Origin of the sequence: Acidithiobacillus marinus (genome assembly GCF_002847505.1) — a bacterium.
GTDB lineage: Bacteria > Pseudomonadota > Gammaproteobacteria > Acidithiobacillales > Acidithiobacillaceae > Acidithiobacillus > Acidithiobacillus marinus.
This window is the reverse complement of record NZ_MXAV01000033.1, coordinates 37,848-57,440: the sequence shown is the minus strand read 5'-3', so window position 1 is coordinate 57,440 and position 19,593 is coordinate 37,848. Positions and strand designations below refer to the sequence as shown.

Annotated in this window: 23 protein-coding genes; 8 read left to right on the top strand and 15 right to left on the bottom strand. The window is 57.0% G+C overall.

Annotated elements, in window-relative coordinates:
• Positions 1–73: 73 nt before the first annotated feature.
• Positions 74–1,402, bottom strand: a complete 1,329-nt coding sequence (locus B1757_RS07595) for a DUF445 domain-containing protein (protein WP_101537739.1) — start codon at positions 1,400–1,402, stop codon at positions 74–76.
• Positions 1,403–1,464: 62 nt separating this feature from the next.
• Here B1757_RS07595 and B1757_RS07590 point away from each other — a divergent pair, with 62 nt between their 5' ends.
• Positions 1,465–1,677 carry a YqaE/Pmp3 family membrane protein gene (locus tag B1757_RS07590; RefSeq protein WP_253253768.1) on the top strand — a complete coding sequence of 71 codons (213 nt, stop codon included), beginning with the start codon at positions 1,465–1,467 and terminating at the stop codon, positions 1,675–1,677.
• Positions 1,678–1,711: 34 nt separating this feature from the next.
• Here B1757_RS07590 and B1757_RS07585 read toward each other — a convergent pair whose 3' ends face one another.
• Positions 1,712–1,927: a hypothetical protein gene (locus B1757_RS07585; protein ID WP_101537737.1), complete on the bottom strand. Its 216-nt coding sequence runs from the start codon at positions 1,925–1,927 to the stop codon at positions 1,712–1,714.
• Positions 1,927–2,205 carry a plasmid mobilization protein gene (locus B1757_RS07580; protein ID WP_101537736.1) on the bottom strand — a complete coding sequence of 93 codons (279 nt, stop codon included), beginning with the start codon at positions 2,203–2,205 and terminating at the stop codon, positions 1,927–1,929. The genes B1757_RS07585 and B1757_RS07580 overlap by 1 nt, the downstream gene beginning before the upstream one ends.
• A gap of 229 nt (positions 2,206–2,434) precedes the next feature.
• On the opposite strand from B1757_RS07580, the gene B1757_RS07575 reads away from it, so the two are divergent.
• Entirely contained in the window at positions 2,435–2,731 is a 297-nt protein-coding gene (locus B1757_RS07575; RefSeq protein ID WP_253253767.1) for a type II toxin-antitoxin system RelE/ParE family toxin, read from the top strand.
• Positions 2,732–2,742: 11 nt separating this feature from the next.
• Positions 2,743–3,060, top strand: coding sequence for a HigA family addiction module antitoxin (locus B1757_RS07570; RefSeq protein WP_101537735.1), 318 nt, complete (start codon positions 2,743–2,745; stop codon positions 3,058–3,060).
• 87 nt (positions 3,061–3,147) lie between these two features.
• Here the strand turns inward: B1757_RS07570 and B1757_RS07565 are convergent, their stop codons facing one another.
• Positions 3,148–3,621 (bottom strand): single-stranded DNA-binding protein, encoded by a 474-nt coding sequence (locus B1757_RS07565; RefSeq protein WP_101537734.1) that lies wholly within the window; start codon positions 3,619–3,621, stop codon positions 3,148–3,150.
• Positions 3,622–3,725: 104 nt separating this feature from the next.
• Between B1757_RS07565 and uvrA the strand changes: the two genes are divergently transcribed.
• From uvrA to B1757_RS07545, 4 genes are all read left to right on the top strand, one after another.
• A complete protein-coding gene (gene uvrA / locus B1757_RS07560) occupies positions 3,726–6,527 on the top strand; it encodes an excinuclease ABC subunit UvrA (RefSeq protein WP_101537733.1) in 2,802 nt (933 codons plus the stop codon).
• 42 nt (positions 6,528–6,569) lie between these two features.
• A complete protein-coding gene (locus B1757_RS07555) occupies positions 6,570–7,124 on the top strand; it encodes a hypothetical protein (RefSeq protein ID WP_101537732.1) in 555 nt (184 codons plus the stop codon).
• Between the two features lie 77 nt (positions 7,125–7,201).
• A complete protein-coding gene (trxA, locus tag B1757_RS07550; RefSeq protein ID WP_101537731.1) occupies positions 7,202–8,071 on the top strand; it encodes a thioredoxin in 870 nt (289 codons plus the stop codon).
• A 79-nt stretch (positions 8,072–8,150) separates the two neighbouring features.
• Positions 8,151–9,668 (top strand): Do family serine endopeptidase, encoded by a 1,518-nt coding sequence (locus tag B1757_RS07545; RefSeq protein ID WP_101537730.1) that lies wholly within the window; start codon positions 8,151–8,153, stop codon positions 9,666–9,668.
• A 52-nt stretch (positions 9,669–9,720) separates the two neighbouring features.
• Here the strand turns inward: B1757_RS07545 and B1757_RS07540 are convergent, their stop codons facing one another.
• The 11 genes from B1757_RS07540 to B1757_RS07490 form a co-directional block, all read right to left on the bottom strand.
• Positions 9,721–11,091, bottom strand: a complete 1,371-nt coding sequence (locus B1757_RS07540) for a hypothetical protein (RefSeq protein ID WP_101537729.1) — start codon at positions 11,089–11,091, stop codon at positions 9,721–9,723.
• A 108-nt stretch (positions 11,092–11,199) separates the two neighbouring features.
• On the bottom strand, positions 11,200–12,105 hold the full coding sequence (gene xerD, locus B1757_RS07535) for a site-specific tyrosine recombinase XerD (protein WP_101537728.1): 906 nt from the start codon (positions 12,103–12,105) through the stop codon (positions 11,200–11,202).
• 18 nt (positions 12,106–12,123) lie between these two features.
• Complete coding sequence (locus B1757_RS07530; RefSeq protein ID WP_172437644.1) at positions 12,124–13,329, bottom strand: hypothetical protein; 1,206 nt, start codon at positions 13,327–13,329, stop codon at positions 12,124–12,126.
• A gap of 54 nt (positions 13,330–13,383) precedes the next feature.
• Positions 13,384–13,728 carry a 50S ribosomal protein L19 gene (gene rplS, locus B1757_RS07525; RefSeq protein WP_101537726.1) on the bottom strand — a complete coding sequence of 115 codons (345 nt, stop codon included), beginning with the start codon at positions 13,726–13,728 and terminating at the stop codon, positions 13,384–13,386.
• A 23-nt stretch (positions 13,729–13,751) separates the two neighbouring features.
• Positions 13,752–14,495, bottom strand: coding sequence for a tRNA (guanosine(37)-N1)-methyltransferase TrmD (gene trmD / locus B1757_RS07520; RefSeq protein ID WP_101537725.1), 744 nt, complete (start codon positions 14,493–14,495; stop codon positions 13,752–13,754).
• Positions 14,495–15,010, bottom strand: a complete 516-nt coding sequence (rimM, locus tag B1757_RS07515) for a ribosome maturation factor RimM (RefSeq protein WP_172437643.1) — start codon at positions 15,008–15,010, stop codon at positions 14,495–14,497. The genes trmD and rimM overlap by 1 nt, the downstream gene beginning before the upstream one ends.
• The gene (gene rpsP, locus B1757_RS07510; RefSeq protein ID WP_010637598.1) at positions 14,994–15,254 is read right to left on the bottom strand and encodes a 30S ribosomal protein S16; all 261 of its coding nucleotides are present in this window, start codon (positions 15,252–15,254) and stop codon (positions 14,994–14,996) included. The genes rimM and rpsP overlap by 17 nt, the downstream gene beginning before the upstream one ends.
• Before the next feature lie 69 nt (positions 15,255–15,323).
• Positions 15,324–16,700 (bottom strand): signal recognition particle protein, encoded by a 1,377-nt coding sequence (gene ffh / locus B1757_RS07505; protein WP_101537724.1) that lies wholly within the window; start codon positions 16,698–16,700, stop codon positions 15,324–15,326.
• A 363-nt stretch (positions 16,701–17,063) separates the two neighbouring features.
• Complete coding sequence (locus tag B1757_RS07500) at positions 17,064–17,291, bottom strand: hypothetical protein (protein ID WP_101537723.1); 228 nt, start codon at positions 17,289–17,291, stop codon at positions 17,064–17,066.
• 48 nt (positions 17,292–17,339) lie between these two features.
• On the bottom strand, positions 17,340–18,011 hold the full coding sequence (locus B1757_RS15920) for an HNH endonuclease (protein ID WP_101537722.1): 672 nt from the start codon (positions 18,009–18,011) through the stop codon (positions 17,340–17,342).
• 115 nt (positions 18,012–18,126) lie between these two features.
• Positions 18,127–19,050, bottom strand: coding sequence for a uracil-DNA glycosylase (locus B1757_RS07490; RefSeq protein ID WP_101537721.1), 924 nt, complete (start codon positions 19,048–19,050; stop codon positions 18,127–18,129).
• A 189-nt stretch (positions 19,051–19,239) separates the two neighbouring features.
• Between B1757_RS07490 and B1757_RS07485 the strand changes: the two genes are divergently transcribed.
• Positions 19,240–19,590, top strand: coding sequence for a DUF4870 domain-containing protein (locus B1757_RS07485; protein WP_101537720.1), 351 nt, complete (start codon positions 19,240–19,242; stop codon positions 19,588–19,590).
• The last annotated feature ends 3 nt before the right edge of the window (positions 19,591–19,593 follow it).

Sequence of the window (19,593 nt, the reverse complement as noted above, 5' to 3'; positions counted from 1 at the left end):
AAAATGGCCGATATGGGCCAAACACCCCGGCGTGCAGAGGGGCCATTTCGGACCATTTCCCGGGGGCCATCGACTAGATGATAAACGGCACCGCCAAAGCCAGCGCATGAATGAGCACGCCCACCACCCCCCCCACCAGCGTTCCGTTCACCCGGATATATTGCAAATCGGTGCCTACCCCCTCTTCCAGCAAGCGGATCAGATCTTTTTCCGGCCAGTCGAGAATGGTTTTTTCGATATGCTGGGCAAGCCCATCCCGTACTGCCGGAGCCAGGCGGCGCACACTGCTTTCCAGATAAGTGTTGATGGCTTCGCGCAAAACCGCCTGCTCCCCCAAAAAAGCACCCAGTTGCGCGGCCAGTTCCTGGACATGATGTTGGAGACGGGAGTCGGGACTTTGCAAATCCCGATCCAGCCAGGAACGCAGATCACGCAGTACGCCGTCGGCATATTCTTGCACTGCAGGATGAGCAATCAACCCCTGCTGCCAGCGCCGGATGCGCTCCTGGAAAGGACCATCCGTCTGTAAACGCTCGATAGCTTCGGCCATCCAGCGATCAAAGGCCAGCCGGCGGGGATGTTCCGGATCATCCTCAATTTCTTGCAATAACTGATGCGCCGCCTTGACCAGATTGCGGGCGAGATTATCACTCAGGGTGGCAGGGTCCATCAGTGTGCTCATCCACGCAAACAGGGTCGGATACGCCCGTTTGAGAATAGCGGCAATATGTTCAGCCAGCAGACTCCGGGTATCTTCTCCATCCAGCCACTGGCGCAAGCGCTGAATACCATCATCCAACAGCGCCTGATGACGATGATCTTCCGTCAGCAAGGCCAGAATACTCCCTATCCAGCGGGCCCCATCCACCCGCTGCAACTGGCGGCCCAGGGCTCCCCGCAAAGCCTTGCGTAATTCGGCATCATCACTTAAAGCCAGGGCTTTTTGCAGCAGGGTCAGCAACTGCCTAGTCAATAATTCGCTGCTTTCTGGCTGGGCGAGCCACTGCGCCAGCCAGGCGGCAGGGTCCGCGCGGCGCAAGAGGCGCACGATGGCCTCACTTTCCAGAAAATGATCGCGGATGAAGCCGGACAACCGCTTGGCCAGCCGCGCCTTGTTACGCGGCAAAATGGCCGTATGGGGGATGGGCAAACCCAAGGGATGACGAAACAATGCGACCACTGCAAACCAGTCGGCCAGGCCACCCACCATGGCCGCCTCGGCAAAAGCCCCGGTCCAGGCCCAGATGCCCTGAAAATCCCGAATGGCCGAAAGTATAAAAAGCAGTAGCGCCAGCACCAGTAAAGCCAGCGCCCCGCGCCGCATGTTCTGCAGTGACCGGCGCCGTGCCGGGGTGCGGGGATTCAATGGAAGTTCAGGAAATTGTTCTGGATTCGTGGTCATGTTCGGGAGTTTAGCACAGGGGCTTGCCTTCAGGAGAAACCGCCATTTACTATGCAGGCATAATGAATTCAAAGAGAGGGAAAACCATGCGTCTGCTTCTGGCTATTTTTTTACCATTTCTGGTGTTTTTTACCATCGGACGGCCGGTGGCCGGGATTATCTGCCTGATCCTGCAGATCACGGTACTGGGCTGGATTCCGGCTGCCATCTGGGCCGTATATGCCTTGAGTCAGTACAAAACCGACCAGAAAATCGAGAAAGCGCTGGGGCGCTGAAAAAGACTGCCGGCAGTTCGCGCTGGCGTTGTTTTCAGTCTTTACGTTCGTCGAGTTGCGTCGCGCCTATCCTGGTCATCACCGGGCGCGATAATGCGATTTCCAGCGCCGTTTCCAGGCGGATGACCCTTTCCGTCAGCGTTTCGATTTTACCCTGCTGGGACTTGACGACTTCGGCAAGGCGTTCCACCTTATCATTCATCTTGATGACCGTGGTCAAGGCCTCCCACATTTTGTCGGTGATAGCCATTACCCTTTCCGACTGGATTCCAGGCTGGCAATACGTTGATTGGACGCCTCCACAAAAGACAAGGTGTCATCAATGACTCTGCTGGCTTGGGCGGTGGTTTTTAACATCTGGTCCATCATGCCCTCCAGCATCTGCTCATCTTCGTTCGGGCGGAAGGACGAGGCGGCACGGCGCAGAAACTCCCCCATGGATATATGCGCCTCCTGGGCCATTCTGGCAATCAGCGCCTTTTCCTGTACCGTCACCAGGACGGGAATACGTTCACTATACGCTGCCATTAACGTCTCCTTTATGTGCATGTTCGGCACATATTGATTGTAGATGGGGGCTGCGATAAATCAAGCTGGTGGGCGGATTACACCGGGAACAAGTCACTGCGGACTGTGTAGCGGCTTCGTCCAACCTCTCGTTCAACGCGGACGCGCCAAGATCGGCGCGCCCCTCAACTTTACGTTACGCCAGGGATAATCATCCTTTTGCGTAGCATGGAAGCCGTGCTATCATGGCGTGGTGATTGAATCATTCCATGATCGGGCATCTGAGGACATCTTTAACGGCGTCAATTCGAAAGCCGCTAGAAAATCCTGTCCAGAAAAGCTCTGGAAAATCGCCACGCGAAAGCTCGATCAACTCGATTCAGTGCAGGCGCTCGAAGAACTGAAAGTTCCGCCTGGTCATCGCCTTGAGGCGCTAGCCGGAGATCGGAAAGGTCAGTACAGCATTCGTATCAACGAACAGTATCGAATCTGCTTCGTTTGGGGCGAATCTGGTCTGGGCGAAGTTGAGGTTACCGATTGTCACTAGAGGTATCAAATATGGTGCGAATTCCAACGCATAGGGCGCCTACCCATCCCGGCGAAATGCTCCGGGAGGAGTTCCTCGTGCCTATGAATATCAGTCAACGTGATTTGGCTGATGCCATTCACGTTCCGTATCAGCGAGTCAATGAACTCGTTAATCAAAAGCGTGGCATCACGCCAAGCACTGCGCTTCGGTTGGGAAAATTTTTTGGGGTTTCTGCAGATTTTTGGTTGAACCTTCAGATCCGGTGGGATCTTTTTCGAGCTCAAGCCACTGAGGCAGAAGAGCTCGCCTCGATTGAAGATTTTCATCATCTGCAAAGAATGGCCTAACTGGGTGTTGGGCGTCTAACATCATCCCGGGAAACACAGGGTGTTCCGGGATTTTATTGACATAGTTTTATAGGTCCAAGCTAGACCTCAGAACGGAATATCATCATCAAAATCTTCCATGGGCGGCGGGGTATCCTGCTTGCGTCCTGCTCCGGCCGCTGCGGGGGCTGCTGAGGAGCGTCCACCGCCATGATCTTCTTCATCAAAACTGGCGGCACCACCACTACCGCCGCGTGATCCTACCAACTGCAGGCGATCGCCGACGATTTCCGTGGTATAGCGCTCCTGGCCGTCCTTATCTGTCCATTTGCGGGTCTGCAGACGGCCTTCCACATAGGCCATGCTGCCCTTGCGCAGATACTCCCCGGCGATTTCAGCGGTACGGTTAAAAAAAACTACACGATGCCATTCGGTGCGCTCCTGCTTATTGCCGTCCCGATCCTTGTAGGTTTCAGAGGTAGCCAAACTGAAATTGGCGATAGCCGCCCCGCTGGGCTGATAGCGCATCTCCGGGTCCCGGCCCAGATGTCCTAATAATATGACCTTGTTCACTCCCGCCATTGTCAGATCTCCTTCGCGTACAGGGGGACGGCTGTCCCCGAAAGCTCTATACTAACCCATTCGCAGAAAATCTCATTCCCAAGGCAAAAAAAGGCTGTGGCTAGATGGAACACATCCATATCCGGGGCGCACGCACCCATAACCTCAAAAACATCTCATTGACCCTGCCCCGGGACCGCCTCATTGTCATTACCGGCTTGTCGGGTTCGGGCAAATCTTCCCTGGCTTTTGACACCCTCTACGCCGAAGGCCAGCGCCGCTATGTGGAAAGCCTTTCGGCGTATGCCCGGCAGTTTCTGTCGCTGATGGGCAAGCCCGATGTGGATGCCATTGAAGGACTGTCTCCCGCCATTTCCATCGAGCAGAAATCCACTTCCCACAATCCCCGTTCGACGGTCGGAACGGTGACCGAAATTCATGACTACCTGCGCCTGCTCTATGCCCGCACCGGCACGCCCTGGTGCTGCGGCGCACCCATCCAGAGCCAGACCATCAGCCAGATGGTGGATCAGTTACTGGCCCTGCCCGAAGGCGAAAAGCTGATGATTCTTGCCCCTCTGGTGCGTGACCGCAAAGGCAGTCATGAAGAGGTAATCAGTGCGCTGCGTGCCCGGGGGCTGATCCGCGCCCGGGTGAATGGTGAGATGCTCGAACTGGACGAAATACCCAGCCTGGACAAAAAACGCAAGCACCGCATTGAGGCCGTTATTGATCGGCTGGTACTGCGCCCTGACAGCGGGCCACGCCTGGCCGAATCTCTGGAAACCGCTCTGAGCCTGGCGGATGACCAGGCCATTGCCGTATTGATGGGGCCGCAACATCAGGAAGAACGGTTATTTTCGGCGCATCATGCCTGCCCCAGCTGCGGCCGCTCCTTTCCGGCCCTGGAGCCCCGGCTGTTTTCCTTCAATAATCCGGCGGGAGCCTGCCCGCGTTGTGATGGTCTGGGGGAAATCACCTTTTTCGATCCTGATCTGGTGGTGCCTGACCCGCGCCTGAGCCTGAGTGGTGGGGCCATTGCCGCCTGGACCAAGCGTCACAAGGAACACTATGCCCCGCTCCTGAAAGCACTGGCCGCCCATTTTCACTTTTCTCTGGAGACTGCCTGGGAGGATCTCCCTTTTGAGATGCGCGAACAGATATTGCATGGCTCCGACGAACGCATATCCGTGCAGCAAGGCTCCCGCAGTCATCAGATGCATTTCGAGGGGGTCATCCCCGGCCTGGAACGCCGCCTGCGCGAATCCCAATCCAATCTGGCCCGGGACGAAATCATGCGCTATATGGGTCGCTTGCGTTGCCCCACTTGCCAGGGCAGTCGGCTGCGTGAAGAGGCGCGCATGGTCAAAGTCGGGCCGCTGGCCATTCAGGAAGTCTCGGCCCTGCCCATTCGCGAGTCACTGCAACATTTTGAGCAGCTCCAGCTGGAGGGACAGGAAGCCGTCATCGCCGAAAGAATCCTCAAGGAAATCGGCAGTCGCCTGAAATTTCTGGTGGACGTGGGGCTGGCCTATCTGAGCCTGGATCGTTCGGCAGAAACCCTCTCGGGCGGAGAAGCCCAACGCATTCGCCTGGCCTCCCAGATTGGGGCCGGACTGGTGGGGGTCATGTATGTGCTGGATGAGCCGTCCATCGGCCTGCACCAACGCGATAATGACCGCCTGATCGGCACCCTCAAACACCTGCGCGACCTCGGCAACACGGTCATTGTCGTGGAACACGACGAAGATGCCATTCGCGCAGCCGATCATGTGGTAGATATGGGCCCCGGGGCCGGCACTCACGGCGGAACTGTCATCGCCCAGGGCACCCCCGAGGATATCCGCGCCAATCCCGATTCCCTCACCGGTCGTTATCTGACCGGCGACCTGTGCATTGCCGTTCCTGAACGGCGGCGCCATGACCAGCAACGCTGGCTGGAAGTCATCGGCGCCACCGGCAACAATTTGCAGGCGGTCCATGCCCGGATTCCCATCGGCCTGTTTACCTGCATCACCGGGGTCAGTGGTTCGGGCAAATCCACCCTCATCAACGACACCCTGTATCCAGCCTGCGCGCGGGCGCTGATGGGCAGCACCCAGAGCCCGGCTCCCCATCAACAAATTCTGGGGCTGGAAGCCCTGGACAAGGTGATCGCCATTGATCAGAGCCCCATCGGGCGTACGCCGCGCAGCAACCCGGCCACCTACACCGGGCTGTTCACCCCGATTCGGGAACTGTTTGCCGCCACTAGTGAAGCCCGGGCCAGAGGCTACAATCCCGGTCGTTTCAGCTTCAACGTCAAGGGTGGGCGCTGCGAGGCCTGCGAAGGCGATGGCGTTATCCGCGTCGAGATGCACTTTCTGCCCGACATTTATGTGCCCTGCGACGTCTGCTACGGCAAACGCTACAAGCGGGAAACCCTGGATGTGCACTACAAGGGCAAAAACATTCACGAGATTCTGGAGATGACTGTGGAAGAGGCCCGGGAATTTTTTGCACCGGTTCCGGCCATTGCCCGCAAATTGCAGACTCTTCTGGACGTGGGGCTGGGCTACCTGCGCCTCGGCCAGTCCGCCACTACCCTCTCGGGAGGGGAAGCCCAGCGGGTGAAGCTGTCCCGGGAATTATCCCGGCGCGACACCGGACGGACCCTGTATATTCTCGATGAGCCGACCACCGGCCTGCATTTCCATGATATTGCCCTGCTTCTGGTGGTACTGCAGAAGCTCGCCGATGCCGGCAATACCATTGTCGTCATCGAACATAATCTCGATGTCATCAAAACCGCCGACTGGATCATTGATCTGGGCCCGGAGGGCGGGTCTGGCGGCGGCCAGATTATTGCCACGGGCAGCCCGGATGAAGTCGCCCACAACCCCGCTTCCCATACCGGCTACTACCTTGCAAGACATTTAGCGCGATAAATTGCACAATATGTGGGTGAAATCTGACCTGGAGCCGTGAATATGTCCGTTCTCCCCGAACGTCGAGAGCAAATCCGTAGCGCCCATGCCGCCCTCATTCTGCAAGTGGTGGCAGCCTGTCAGAACGCCCAGTTACGCCCACCGGTGGAAGATCATCTGCGCGTCGCCGCTGCCAACGGCTGGGGTGATCTGGTGACGGTACTGCAGCAGATCCTGGGCGGCAAACGCGACTTGGGCCTGTTGCAGGGGCTGGATGAGGAAGACAGCATCATTGTCGAATCTATCCTCATGGGTCTGCAAAATCCCGAAACCCTGCCTCAGCCTGCCGGTCAGGCGGACCCCGGCATGGCCGCGCCCGGACTGGCCAGCGTCATCCTCGCCGCCCGCCGGGGTGACCCCCAGGCCGTGGCCTGGCTCGGGCAGATGGCCAGCCAGATGCAAAAGGCGGGGGGTGATATGGCGCGCATGGGCGCCGCCCTCGGCCCCTTGTCCAGAGGCCTCGACGATCGCCGTAAGCTGGAAAAAGGCATGGGACCCTTGGGGCGCAGCCTGCTGCAGGGGGTCCTGGATGAACTCGCCAAGGCCGAGCTGCATTAATCTCTGATGCGTCTTGAAATAGTCTTTTACTGCCCTTATTTCCCAAGCTAACGTCATTTTATTTTCAGGAGTATTGCATGCCCACTGGTGAACATATCCTCGAAGTCAACTTAGGCAATTTTCAGGAAGCCGTCATTGCGCTATCCCAAAAGACCCTGGTCCTCGTGGATTTCTGGGCGCCCTGGTGCGGACCCTGCCGCGCCCTTGGTCCTATCCTCGAAAAACTGGCGGAAGAAATGCAAGGGGCTTTTGTTCTGGCTAAAATCAATTCCGATGAAAATCAGGAACTCTCGCAAAAATATCAAGTACGGGGAATTCCTGCCGTTAAGGCCTTCAAAAACGGGCAGGTTGTGGATGAGTTTACCGGCGCGCTTCCCGAATCTGCCATTCGTCAGTTTCTGGAAAAGCACCTGCCCAAACCCGGCGATGACCTGCGCGCTGCCGCCATGGATGCCATGGCCCAAGGCAAAACCGCCGAGGCCCAGGCATTGCTGCAAGAAGCCCTCCAGCAGAATCCCCGGAATGACCAGGCGCGTCTGGCGCTGGCGCACCTGGCCATACAGCAGGGCCAGCACGCCGAGGCTCAGGCCCAGATTGATGCCATGTCGCCCCTGTTTCAGATGGAAACTGAGGTGGAGGGTCTGAAGGCATTGCTGGAGTTTACCGAAGAAGCCCGCAAAGCTCCGCCCATATCCGCCCTGGAAGCGACCATTGCCCAGGAAAAAGGCGACACCCGCGCCCTGGCCATGTATCAACGCGCCCTGGTCCTGCTCATGCAGGGGCAGGAAACGGCTGCATTGGACCAACTGATCGAAATGGTGGAGCGCCATAAAAATTACGAGGATGGCCTCGCCCGCAAAACCATTCTGAAAATTTTTGCCCTGCACGGCAATCAGGGGGCGATGGTGGAACAATATCGGACCAAACTGTCCCGCGCCTTGTATTAAGTGCTATGGTAGCTCACACACAGGAACCAAACCTTTCAATTTAGTGTCCTAGAGAATCAAAACTCCAAAGGAGAGTCCTATGGCGAATAGTCGCCCCAACAGCCTGTTAAAACGTCCGAAACTGCTCATCACCGCTGTAGTTGCCGCCTGCTTTGGTTTTAGCCTCGGTGCCACGGAATGGGCGCAGGCGGATGCCACCGCGCCCGCTTTATCCATCAATACCAATACGGCGCCGCAGCAGGCTCTGGTGGCTCTCCCGGATTTTACCCCCATCATTGACCGCTACGGTCCGGCGGTGGTCAACATCAGCAGTACCACCAATAAGGTTATTCATCAGCAGACCAATCCGTTTCCGCCTAATTCACCTTTCTATCAGTTCTTTCAGCATTTCGGTGCTCCCGGACAAAGGGGTGGTCCCCGGCATCAGCAACACGAAAAAATTCAGTCTCTGGGCTCGGGTTTCATCATCAGTCCCGATGGCTACATTGTGACGGCGGGTCATGTGGTGCGTGGGGCTAATCATATTGTCGTCACCCTGACCAACCACCATGCCTATCCGGCCAAGCTCATCGGGCTCTCGGTGCGTTATGATACGGCCCTGCTCAAAATTGATGCCAAGGATCTCCCCACGGTGCCTATCGGCAATTCTGACCATCTGAAAGTCGGTCAATGGCTGCTGGCGGTGGGTGCGCCCTTCGGCTTTTACAATACCGTCACCCAGGGGGTGGTCAGCGCCATGAACCGGCCCCTGCCCGATGACGAATATATTCCTTTCATCCAGAGTGATGTGCCCATCAATCCCGGCAACTCCGGGGGGCCGCTGTTCAACATGAAAGGCCAGGTCATCGGCATCAACGACCAGATTTATACCAACAGCGGCGGCTACATGGGGCTGTCATTCTCCATTCCCATCAATACCGTGATGCGCGTGGTCCAGGATTTCAAGGATCACAAACCCATTCAGTTCGGGTATCTGGGTGTCGAGGTTCAGGATGTGACGCCGCAAATGGCCCAGGCCCTGCACCTGCAGGAACCGGTCGGGGCGCTGGTGGCCTCGGTCATGCCCGGCAGCCCGGCGGCCAAGGCCGGGATCCAGGCTGGCGACGTCATTGTCACCTACAACGGCAAGCCGGTGTATAACGTCGGACAACTGCCCCCTCTGGTGGGTAACACGGTGCCGGGCAGTCATGCCAATGTCGGCATCCTCCATCACGGCGTGGCGGAAACCAAAAACGTGCTGGTGACGGCTCTCCCGAAAAACATGGATGAACCCAGCAACAGCACACAGCCCTCTAAACCAACCAAGACGTTGAAAATTCCGCGCATGGATATCCATGTTCAGGATTTGACTCCAGACATTGAAAAGCAGCTGGATGTCCATCATGGCGTCGTCGTGGTGGGGGTCAGTGAAGGCCCGGCAGCCGAAGCCGGCCTCATGCCCGGCATGATCATCCAGCAGATCAACCAACAGACCGTCAACAATGTCAGCACCCTGGCCAGCATTGTTGCCAGCCTACCTGCTGATCAACCTGTTCCCATGTTGGTCCGTCAGGGTAAAGCCAGCATTTACGTGGTCATCACCCTGTCGAAAAAATAGGGCTTTTCGGCGGACCTGTTGCCGCAGTCCCCGGGGACTGCGGTTTTGAGCGTCAGAGCACGTTACGTTCGACAATAACCTCTGAATAAGGATCGCCCATGGCCACGCAGGCACTTTGCCGTCCCCAAAAACCGGATTTGGAACGATTCACCTGGTAATAGAATTCCAGGGTGAGGTCCGGCTTGGTAGTAATGTCGGCGCTGTAGAGCAGGTTCATCAGGGAAGCACCAATCCCCGTCATCAGGTAATCTACCGGATGATCGGCCTTGCCAAAGCCTCGTAGGTAACCCAATGATTCATAGGGATACCAGGCTCTCAACACTAGACGTTCGTTCGGCACCAGTTCATGAATCCGCCAGACTCCCCAGCCGAGTGCATTGATACAGGCCACAATACCCGCCATCCAGTCCTCACGGCATTGCAACTGGGGAACCACCAGTTGATACCAGGGTTCCGAGCGCATGATCCCGCCCATGGTGTTGAAACCACAAATATGGCCTGCTTCAATGAGCAGGGTATCGGCCAGCTCTTTCCCCTGCAGTCCGGAAAATTTTTCCTTGTAATAAAACAGGGCGGGATACTCGTACCACAACATTTCGTCGAGCAACGGATGAGTGGCCAGGGCATTGACCAGGGCTTCTTCAAAACGGAATGACACCAGATTGTAGTAGTCCGCATAGTGGCGGGTAAGACAGACCCCGAACTCGCGGATCAATCCATCCGCGTCACCGACCAGTGGCATACCGCTCACGGCCGTAATGATGGCGGTTTCATCCACATGAAGACCATATGTCCGCTCAGGAATATCCGCTGCTTCTGCTGCTTGTGGCAGCACCATACTTTTTTGCACGTCGCTCAGGTTGCCATCGGGATGAGCTACATGCACTTCATTCATCCAGAATTCTGTTCGTTCATCTCCCCGGCTCAGGGCCTGATCTCCTGAACGATTGCCCAGATGACCTGAAAAAGGCTTTTCATAAACTGCAGATAAGGCACCAATGGCAAAGCCCAGATCAAAATGTTCTCCTGCCCAGCGTCTTTTTCCGTAATTGAGGCGCAACGCAAAACCATAATGGGAATGCTTTTCGACGATCTGAAAGGCATTTTCCGGATCATCCGGCAGACGAAACGAGGCCAGGGGCAAATCCCCAAAGCCGCAAAAACGATAGACGGCTTCGGCATAGGCCAGCCGTTCTTCCACGCTCCAGTCAGGGTGGCCCTGAAAATGTCTGCGCAGTTGCCGGAAACTCACCTCGGCGGCAGACTGTTTGAGTATGGGATCCCGCTGAATATAGTGGCAGTCCTCGACCACCAACTGTAAAAACCGGTTGTAATGATTGCAGTGAAACACCACGGGCTCATTGTCGATGGTGACTATACCGGTGCCGGGGTCTCGTTGAGGATGTATAGCGGGAAGGGACATTGTTATCTGCTCCACGATCGGGCTGAAATTACTTCATGGCAAATAGTCGAATCGGGCAAGCTTGCAAGGAACGTAGGAGTAAAAAGACGCCCCCACCCACACCCTTTTCTACGCGCGGGGGTGATGCTTTTCGTGCAGGGCCTTGAGGCGGGCCTGAGCGACATGGGTGTAAATTTCCGTGGTGCCGAGATTGGCATGACCCAGCATCAGTTGCACGCTGCGCAGGTCGGCACCATGATTGAGCAGGTGGGTGGCAAAGGCGTGGCGCAGGCTATGCGGGGAAACTTTCTGCTCAATTCCCGCCACTTTTGCATAGCCCTCGATATTCTGCCAGAAACGCTGGCGGGTCATGGCTGTTCCCCGCGCAGTCACAAATACAGCGGCAGAAATCCGCTCTTTCAGAATCTGCGGACGCGCCTGCTGCAAATACGTCGATACCCGTTCGGCCGCCATCTCACCCATGGGTACTAGGCGCTCCTTGCGCCCCTTACCGAAAACCATCACCAGATCCGCAGTCAAATCCAGTTGCCGCATTTCCAGATGGACCAGCTCGGAAACCCGCAGCCCGCAGGCATACATCAATTCCAGCATGGCGGCATCGCGCAGGCCGAGAGGCCGGGTCAGATCGGGAGCAGCGAGCAGCGCCTCGATTTGCGTCTCGCTGAGCACATGGGGCAGGTAACGGGCCAGACGCGGACTTTGCAGGTTCTGACTGGGGTTGCGGGTGATCCAACCTTCCCGCAGGGCATAACCGTAGAAGCGTCGGGTGCTGGATACTAGCCGGGCCACGGATCGCAGAGCGGCACCCGATTGCAGTTTCTGCCCGAGAATACGCCCCAGATGACTGGCATCGGCGCTGATTAAATCGACATCCAGCTCGGCCAGGGCTGTAGATAGCTGAAGCAGATCCTGCCGGTAGGCAGCGAGGGTATTTTCACCGAGGTTTTTTTCGAGCCAAAGCGCATCGAGAAACCCGTCGATGCGTTGACGATCTTCAGCGGGAGGCTGCGCCATCACCACAAGACCGGCTATTCAATCGAAATAGAAGCGCAGCACGACCAAAGGATGGATCCACGCTAAAGGTCCTCCAGTGACTTGTCCGGCACGCTGGGCAGTACGCCAGAGTGGCCAGAAGCCGGGTGGATTGTCCTGGGCAACAGCCCGCTCTGCCAACTGCAGCCACCAGTCAGTAGCTGTATTGGAAGCTGCGGCATGCAGTGCTCCCTGCCAGGTGAAAGGCGCAGGAACAGGCTCGGACAAGGCATGCTCTCGATAGGCCGCCAGGGTACTGAAATCCGGCCAGTCTTCACGGCGCTGCCAGCCCGCAAAGGCAAAGATACTGGCGGCAGCGCTGAAGAGCACCTTGCGGGCCTGACGCAAACTGCGGTGGGGCAAAGTCAGCAGAGTGCCCAGCCAGACATAGAGGCGCATCAACGCCTGGGGTTCATGGCGGTGCCCACCTTCAATCATCATCAGGGTCACGGTCAGGAAAAGCTGACGTATGGCATCCAAGGGTTGATCGCCCATGGCCCGCACCCGCCCCATAAAGGCGGGCAGGTCCCGTTCCCGCAAGGCATGCAGCAGTGGTTTGTCCACTTCACTATCACGGCTGGCGCGTCCTTCGGGAACCACCACTGCCACCCCGGCAGGTTGTTGCCAGTGGCTGTGCAGGAGGGCCAGAGCACCCAGCGCAAAAGGCCGTGCGGGCAGTTCGGCAGCGGCATCGTGCCACTGCCCGAAAAGAATGCTGCGCAAGCCCTGAGCATGACTATCATCGGCCAGACGCTGGGCAAGGCGGTTCAGGACAATCCGCCGGGCATGATCATCATCGGCCATGCTCTGCAGCAGGGGCGCCAGTTGCTCAAGATCGGCTTCTTCTACCGCCTTGGACAGCAGATCGACTTCCATATCCAGAGGCATGGGCGGGCGGGCTTCCAGCAGCAGCGCATCCGGCAGGACAAGCTTGTGCATCTGCGCCCTTTTGCTTTCCTGAATGGCCAGCGCCGAAGCCAGCAGATCCACCGGAAGCTGCTCCGCTTCGGCCCAGATGGACTGGCTATCCACCACCACCTGCAGGGCTTCGATATTGCCTCCCGCACCCCACCAGCAAGGCAGGATATCTTCCTGCCAGGCCGAGCGCAGCAACACCCTTTTCTCGGGCTCCGACCAAAGTGTGGCTTTGCCGGCGACAGACGCAGCACGCCAGCCATCCAGGATTTCCCTGAACGCTGGCGTCATCACCCGATTATCCACAGCGAACCCGGACTTTGCCGAGTAGCGCAGCAGATATCATCAGCCCAGTTTTTCTTTGATGCGGGCCGCCTTGCCGGACAGATTACGCAGGTAGTACAGCTTGGCGCGACGCACATCACCGCGACGCTTGACTTCTACCTTGGTCACCAGCGGCGAGTATGAGGGGAAAACGCGCTCCACCCCTTCACCATTGGAGATTTTCCGGACCGTAAAGGCGGAATGCAGACCGCGATTACGACGGGCAATACAAATACCCTCAAATACCTGAATACGTTCACGATCACCTTCCTTGACCTTGACGTGTACGGCCACGGTATCGCCCGCACCAAAAGCCGGAAGCTCCGACTGCACCTGTTCTTTGTTGATTTCGTCAATGATGTTCACAGCCCTGCTCCTTCACCTATGTATTACTGCACCTCGCCGTCCTGACGGCGATAATCTTCCAATAACTGCTGCTCTTGCGCACTCAAAACCCGTTGCGCCAACACGTCCGGACGCCGCTCAGCGGTGCGCCCCAAGGACTGCTGCAAGCGCCAACGGCGAATCCGGGCATGATCCCCGGACAACAACACCTCCGGCACTTTCTTTCCTTCCACTACTTCCGGACGCGTATAGTGGGGACAATCCAGCAAGCCCGCATCCGCAAAACTGTCCTCGGCGGCCGAATCGGCATGTCCCAGCAGACCCGGCAACTGCCGGGCCACCGCCTCCATCAGCACCAGGGCCGGCAATTCGCCGCCCGCCAGCACATAATCGCCGATGGACCACTCGGCATCCACCTCGGCCAGCACCCGCTCATCGATGCCCTCGTAGCGGCCTGCCAGCAAAATCAATCCTTCCGCGCCCGCAAAGTCCTGCACTGCAGACTGCTGCAGACGCTGCCCCTGGGGCGACAAATACAGCACCGGCGCCCCGGGGTTGGCCGCTCGTGCCGCAGCAATGGCAGCCAGCAGAGGCGGCGCCATCATCAACATCCCCGGACCACCTCCGAAGGGCCGATCATCAACGCGGCGATAGGCGTTATCGCTGAAATCCCGGGGATTCCAGGTATGCACCTGAATCAAGCCCTTGGCCTGGCCGCGCCCCAGCACCCCCTCACGCAGATAACCGTGAATCAGCTCCGGGAAAATGGTGATGATATCAAAGCGCATCACCAATCCGATTGCCAATCGACGTGAATCTGCCGGGCATCCCTGTCCACTCCGGCAGACGTCTCGCCTGACCAGGGAATCAGCAGTTCCCCGCCCTTTCCATCGTCCAGAACCATGACGTCATTGGCACCCGTTTCCAGAAAAGACTTTACCGTTCCCAGACATTGGCCTTCCTGATTCAGCACCTGCAAACCGAGCAGATCGCGCCAGTAAAACTCCCCCGGCTGCAGCTCCGGCAAATGCGTCCGGGGAATGCGGATCTCCTGACCAATGAGGGCACGCGCCTGCTCCCGGTCATCCACGCCGACCAGCTTGGCAACCACCCCTTCACCCTGCATGCGCCCTTCTTCCAGCACGTAAGCGTGACGGTCAGGCCCCAGCAACCAGGGTGAGTAGTCGAGAATGGCATCACGCAACTCGGTAAAGGAAAACACCTTGACCATGCCGCGCACACCGTAGATGCCGGAAATTTTTCCCAGCACCACCCATTCTTCCGACTCAGGCGGCGGCAACACCCGTCTTACTCACGCCTTCTTTCTTGAAAAAGCCGGCAACCGTATCAGAAGGCTGGGCACCCTGGCTCAGCCAGTACGCGGCACGTTCCTTGTCAATCCGCAACTCGGCGGTGGCACCAATGGGGTTATAAAAACCCAGGCGTTCAATGAAACGGCCATCGCGGCGATTACGACTATCGGTCACCACAATGTGATAAAAAGGCCGCTTTTTGGCGCCGCCCCGGGCCATACGAATAACTACCATGTGTTCTCCTTAACCATGTCCTCTCCCACTGGACGGGAGAAAGGCGCGTATCGTAACCAAAAACAAGCTCTAACGGAAGGGTAAACCGCCCTTTAACATCGATTTGGGATTCATCCCCAGCAAACGGCTGAGGCCGCGCCCGCCTTTTCCCATTTTTTTGAACATTTTCTGCATCATCTCAAACTGTTTGAGCAGCTTGTTGACCTCCGTCACCGTGGTGCCGGAACCCGCCGCAATGCGCCGCCGCCGCGAGGCTTTGATGATTTCGGGATGACGCCGTTCACCGGGGGTCATGGAATTGATGATGGCTTCCAGCCGGCGCATGGGTTTGCCATCCTGCATGGCCGCCTGGGCTTCGGCAGGGAGTTCACCCATGCCCGGCAACTTGTCCATGATGCTCGACATGCCGCCCATTTTTTCCAGTTGCCGCAGTTGCTGGCGAAAATCTTCCAGATCAAAGCCTTTGCCGCTGCGCAGCTTGTCGGTCATTTTCTGAGCCTGCTCGACATCCACGTCCTGCTGGACCTGCTCCACCAGACTGACGATGTCGCCCATCCCCAAAATCCGCGAAGCCAGACGATCAGGATAAAAAGGCTCCAGACCCTTGCGGATTTTTTCACCGATACCGATGAACTTGATGGGCTTGCCGGTAATGGCGCGCACCGACAGGGCCGCCCCGCCCCGGGCGTCACCGTCGGCCTTGGTCAAAATGACGCCGGTCAGGGGCAAGGCATCATTAAACGCCTTGGCGGTGTTGACCGCATCCTGACCGGTCATGGCGTCCACCACAAAGAGCAATTCCACGGGCTTCACGGCATTGGTCAACGCCTGGGCCTCGGCCATCATGGCTTCATCCACATGGAGGCGGCCAGCGGTATCGACAATCAGCACATCAAACACGCCGCGCTGGGCTGCTTCCGCCGCATCTTTGGCAATTTGCACCGGCTGCTGGTCGGGACGGGAAGGAAACACCTCCACTTCAATGTCCTTACCCAGATGGGCCAACTGCTCCATGGCCGCCGGGCGATAGACGTCGGTACTGACCATCATGACCCGCTTCTTTTCCTTGTCTTTCAGCCACAGGGCGAGCTTGGCGCTGGTGGTGGTTTTACCCGACCCCTGCAAACCGGCCAGCAGAATCACCGCCGGCGGGCGGGCGCTCAAATCCAGCTTGTCGTTGTGAGCCCCCATGAGCTTCACCAGCTCATCGTTGACAATCTTGATGAATACCTGCCCCGGCGACAGGCTCTTGATGACCTCCTCGCCCAAAGCCGCCTCGCGCACCTTGTTGATGAAGTCCTTCACCACCGGCAGCGCCACATCGGCTTCCAGCAAAGCCAGGCGCACCTCGCGCAGGGCATCACGAATATTGTCCTCACTCAGACGCCCCTGGCCACGCAGGTTTTTGAAAGTCTGGGTAAGTTTCTGGGTCAGATTGTCAAACATGGGTCCCCCTCATATCAGGGGTGGATTTTGGACTGTCTGGGGCGGGTGTGCAATGGTGGAGCGCGGTTCGGGGTGCCACGAATACGCTGTTTATCGCGCAGATCAAAAGCAATACCACAGCATCAGTCGATTACATCCTGCGACCCCAAATAATGGGGATACAGTGCCTAGCACAGGAATGTTATATCTTATGAACTTATATCATGACACTTTTATGACGGCTCTAGCCCGAGTCTCTGCAGAGCCAAGCAACGGACAGAAAACCTGAGCACTCCGCAGACATCAGCAGGTTTTATCGATCGACAGATTTGCCTCGCCCTTTTTGAGCGTCGCATCGACAGAGTTTAATACTACCGTCAACATTCAGGATTTGTTATTCATGTATGCAACAGTATCCGCTTGCCCTGTTGGCATAGGCATGGCTCCACGCCAGCCCGAATTTGCCATGATGTTGTTAGCTATCATAATCTGCTTTGCCACCTGACTAAAGTGCTCTTCGACTTTTGTTGCATGAGTGGCCCATTGCTCGTGTTTTTCTCGCCTAGTCGCCATAGCCTGTTTAGTTTTCTGGCTTTCTTTCTGAATGGTCATAGCGTCTGATGTAATCTAACGTCAGAGTTATACGTCTTTTCCACTGACCTAACTTAATCTCGGAATTTTGCGACGAAGCTTAGCCGCAAGCTCACGTTTTTCAGTGCCGTAGTGCAATTCGCGATGACAGTTTGGGCACAAGGCTGCAGCATTGTTCGTTGTGTCCTCACCACCATCAGCGAGCCGGAGTACATGATGGACCTCTAGAAACGGCGAACCGTCTTCACGCGTGAACGGAGCCGGATTACTGCAGCACTCACAAACACCTGCGGCCTCAGCCAGAACCCAGGCAACAACAGCTGGGTCCCGGGCGAATTGAGTAACAGAAGTCTGAGAACTTGACGGTTTCTTGCTGCCTGGTGGTGGAGTCTTGGGAGGAGCCTTTTTGAGCTTCTCAACTATAGCACCAAACTCGGAGGAGGCACCAAGCCACTGACCTTCAGCTTCAGAAATTAATCTTTCAAGCACCTGGATTACGTTTGCCCCAACATTTCGTGCTGGCTTTAATCCGGATACCCATTGGCGCCCCTGCAGGGAGTAGACATACGAGATATTTTGCATCCGATACTCGTACGATTTAACGGTGCGGCCGAATTGTTTTGCAAGATCTTCGTAGTAGTCTTTCTTTGTAAAGGCGTTACCTCGTGACTCCTTCCGGTGCATCTCGACATATGCCCGGACAGATGCACGCAATTCCTCCTCGCTCCAGTTTTCGCTCACACTCTTCTCCTAAGACGTATAACACTGCAATTACGCGCTTGTCGCGTGCATTGCCGAAAACGGGAAACTACATGCCACGGCTGGAGGCCAAACAGATGGTGAACTGAGACCAAAATCACTCCACCTCGCCAACCACCCGCAATGCCAACTGCAAATCCTCCCAGGCCTTGCGCTTTTCCAGGGGGCTGCGGAGCAGATATGCCGGGTGATAGGTGACGATCAGGGGAATCTGCTGATAGTGGTGGGTTTGGCCGCGCAGTTGGCCGATGGGAGTGGTGACCTGCAACAGACTCTGGGCGGCAAAGCGCCCCAGGGCGACAATGATGCGGGGCTGGAGCAACGCTATCTGACGCTGCAAATGGGGCAGGCAGGACTGTACTTCCGGCCCCAGAGGGTCACGATTGTTGGGGGGACGACATTTGAGGACGTTGGCAATATAGACATCCTGCTGGCGGGTCAGGCCCATGGCCTTGAGCATGTTATCCAGCAACTGTCCGCCACGGCCCACAAAAGCTTCACCACGGCGATCTTCTTCGGCCCCCGGCGCCTCGCCAACAAACAGCCAGGAACCCCGGGGATTTCCCGCACCGAATACGGCGTGCTGGCGGGTTTCTCCCAGCCCACACGCCCGGCAGTTATGGACCATGATTTGCAGATCACGCCAGTCTGAGGCGGCTATCTGGGCCAGCCTGTGCGGGTCAGCCAAGGGTGTGGGGACAGTCGGCTCAGGGATAGGCGGGACTTCGGCTTCTTCGGGTGGGAGCGGCACACTTTGTTCCCGCACCGGCGAAGACTGAGGAGCACTCGGTTTTTCCTGACGGGGTGCCTGCCTGGCAGCGGCGCGCAGGGCGTCAAAAGCGGCGGGGGCAGCATCGCTGGGGACCGTTGATGCTGCAATATGGGCCGAAGCTGTGGCATGAGCGACAGCACCGGCCTTTTCTTTGATGGCGCCCTGAGGCAGGAGGGGGCTTTCTCCGGGGATGGACAAACCCAGGAGTTTCAGAAAACGCCGCTGCTCTGCATTAAATATCGTGGACATGCACTTATGCTAAGGGTCACAAGCAGCGCTGGCAAATGCTATCTGCCGGTCATGCTGCAGCGCAACCGTGTTTTGTCCGCCTGTTTCATTTTAATTTGATAATCAGTATGATGATGAAAAAATATGCGAAGGGTATGAGCCGCTATCAAGCGTTAGATGGATTCATTCACCCGCACAGGGAGCGTCACTATGGAAGCAGAAAGTCTGGCATCAATCAGCAGCAAGGAAGATCGTAATATCATCGCATTGACTCATGCAGGAGGTATTTTATTCGGTTTCATTCCGGCATTGATTGTGTATCTGATCAAGAAAGATGGTGGAAACGCCTGGCTCATCTCCGAGAGCAAAGAGGCCCTGAATTTCCAGATCACCATCCTGCTGGCCTATATTGCCGCCAGCATTCTCAGCGCCTTGCTCATCGGGCTGTTCATCTTTCCCTTGATATTTCTCTTTAATCTGATTTTTTGCATTATTGCTGCGGTAAAGGCCAGTAGCGGCGAGTCTTTCCGTTATCCGCTGACCCTGCGCCTGCTGAGCTAGGCC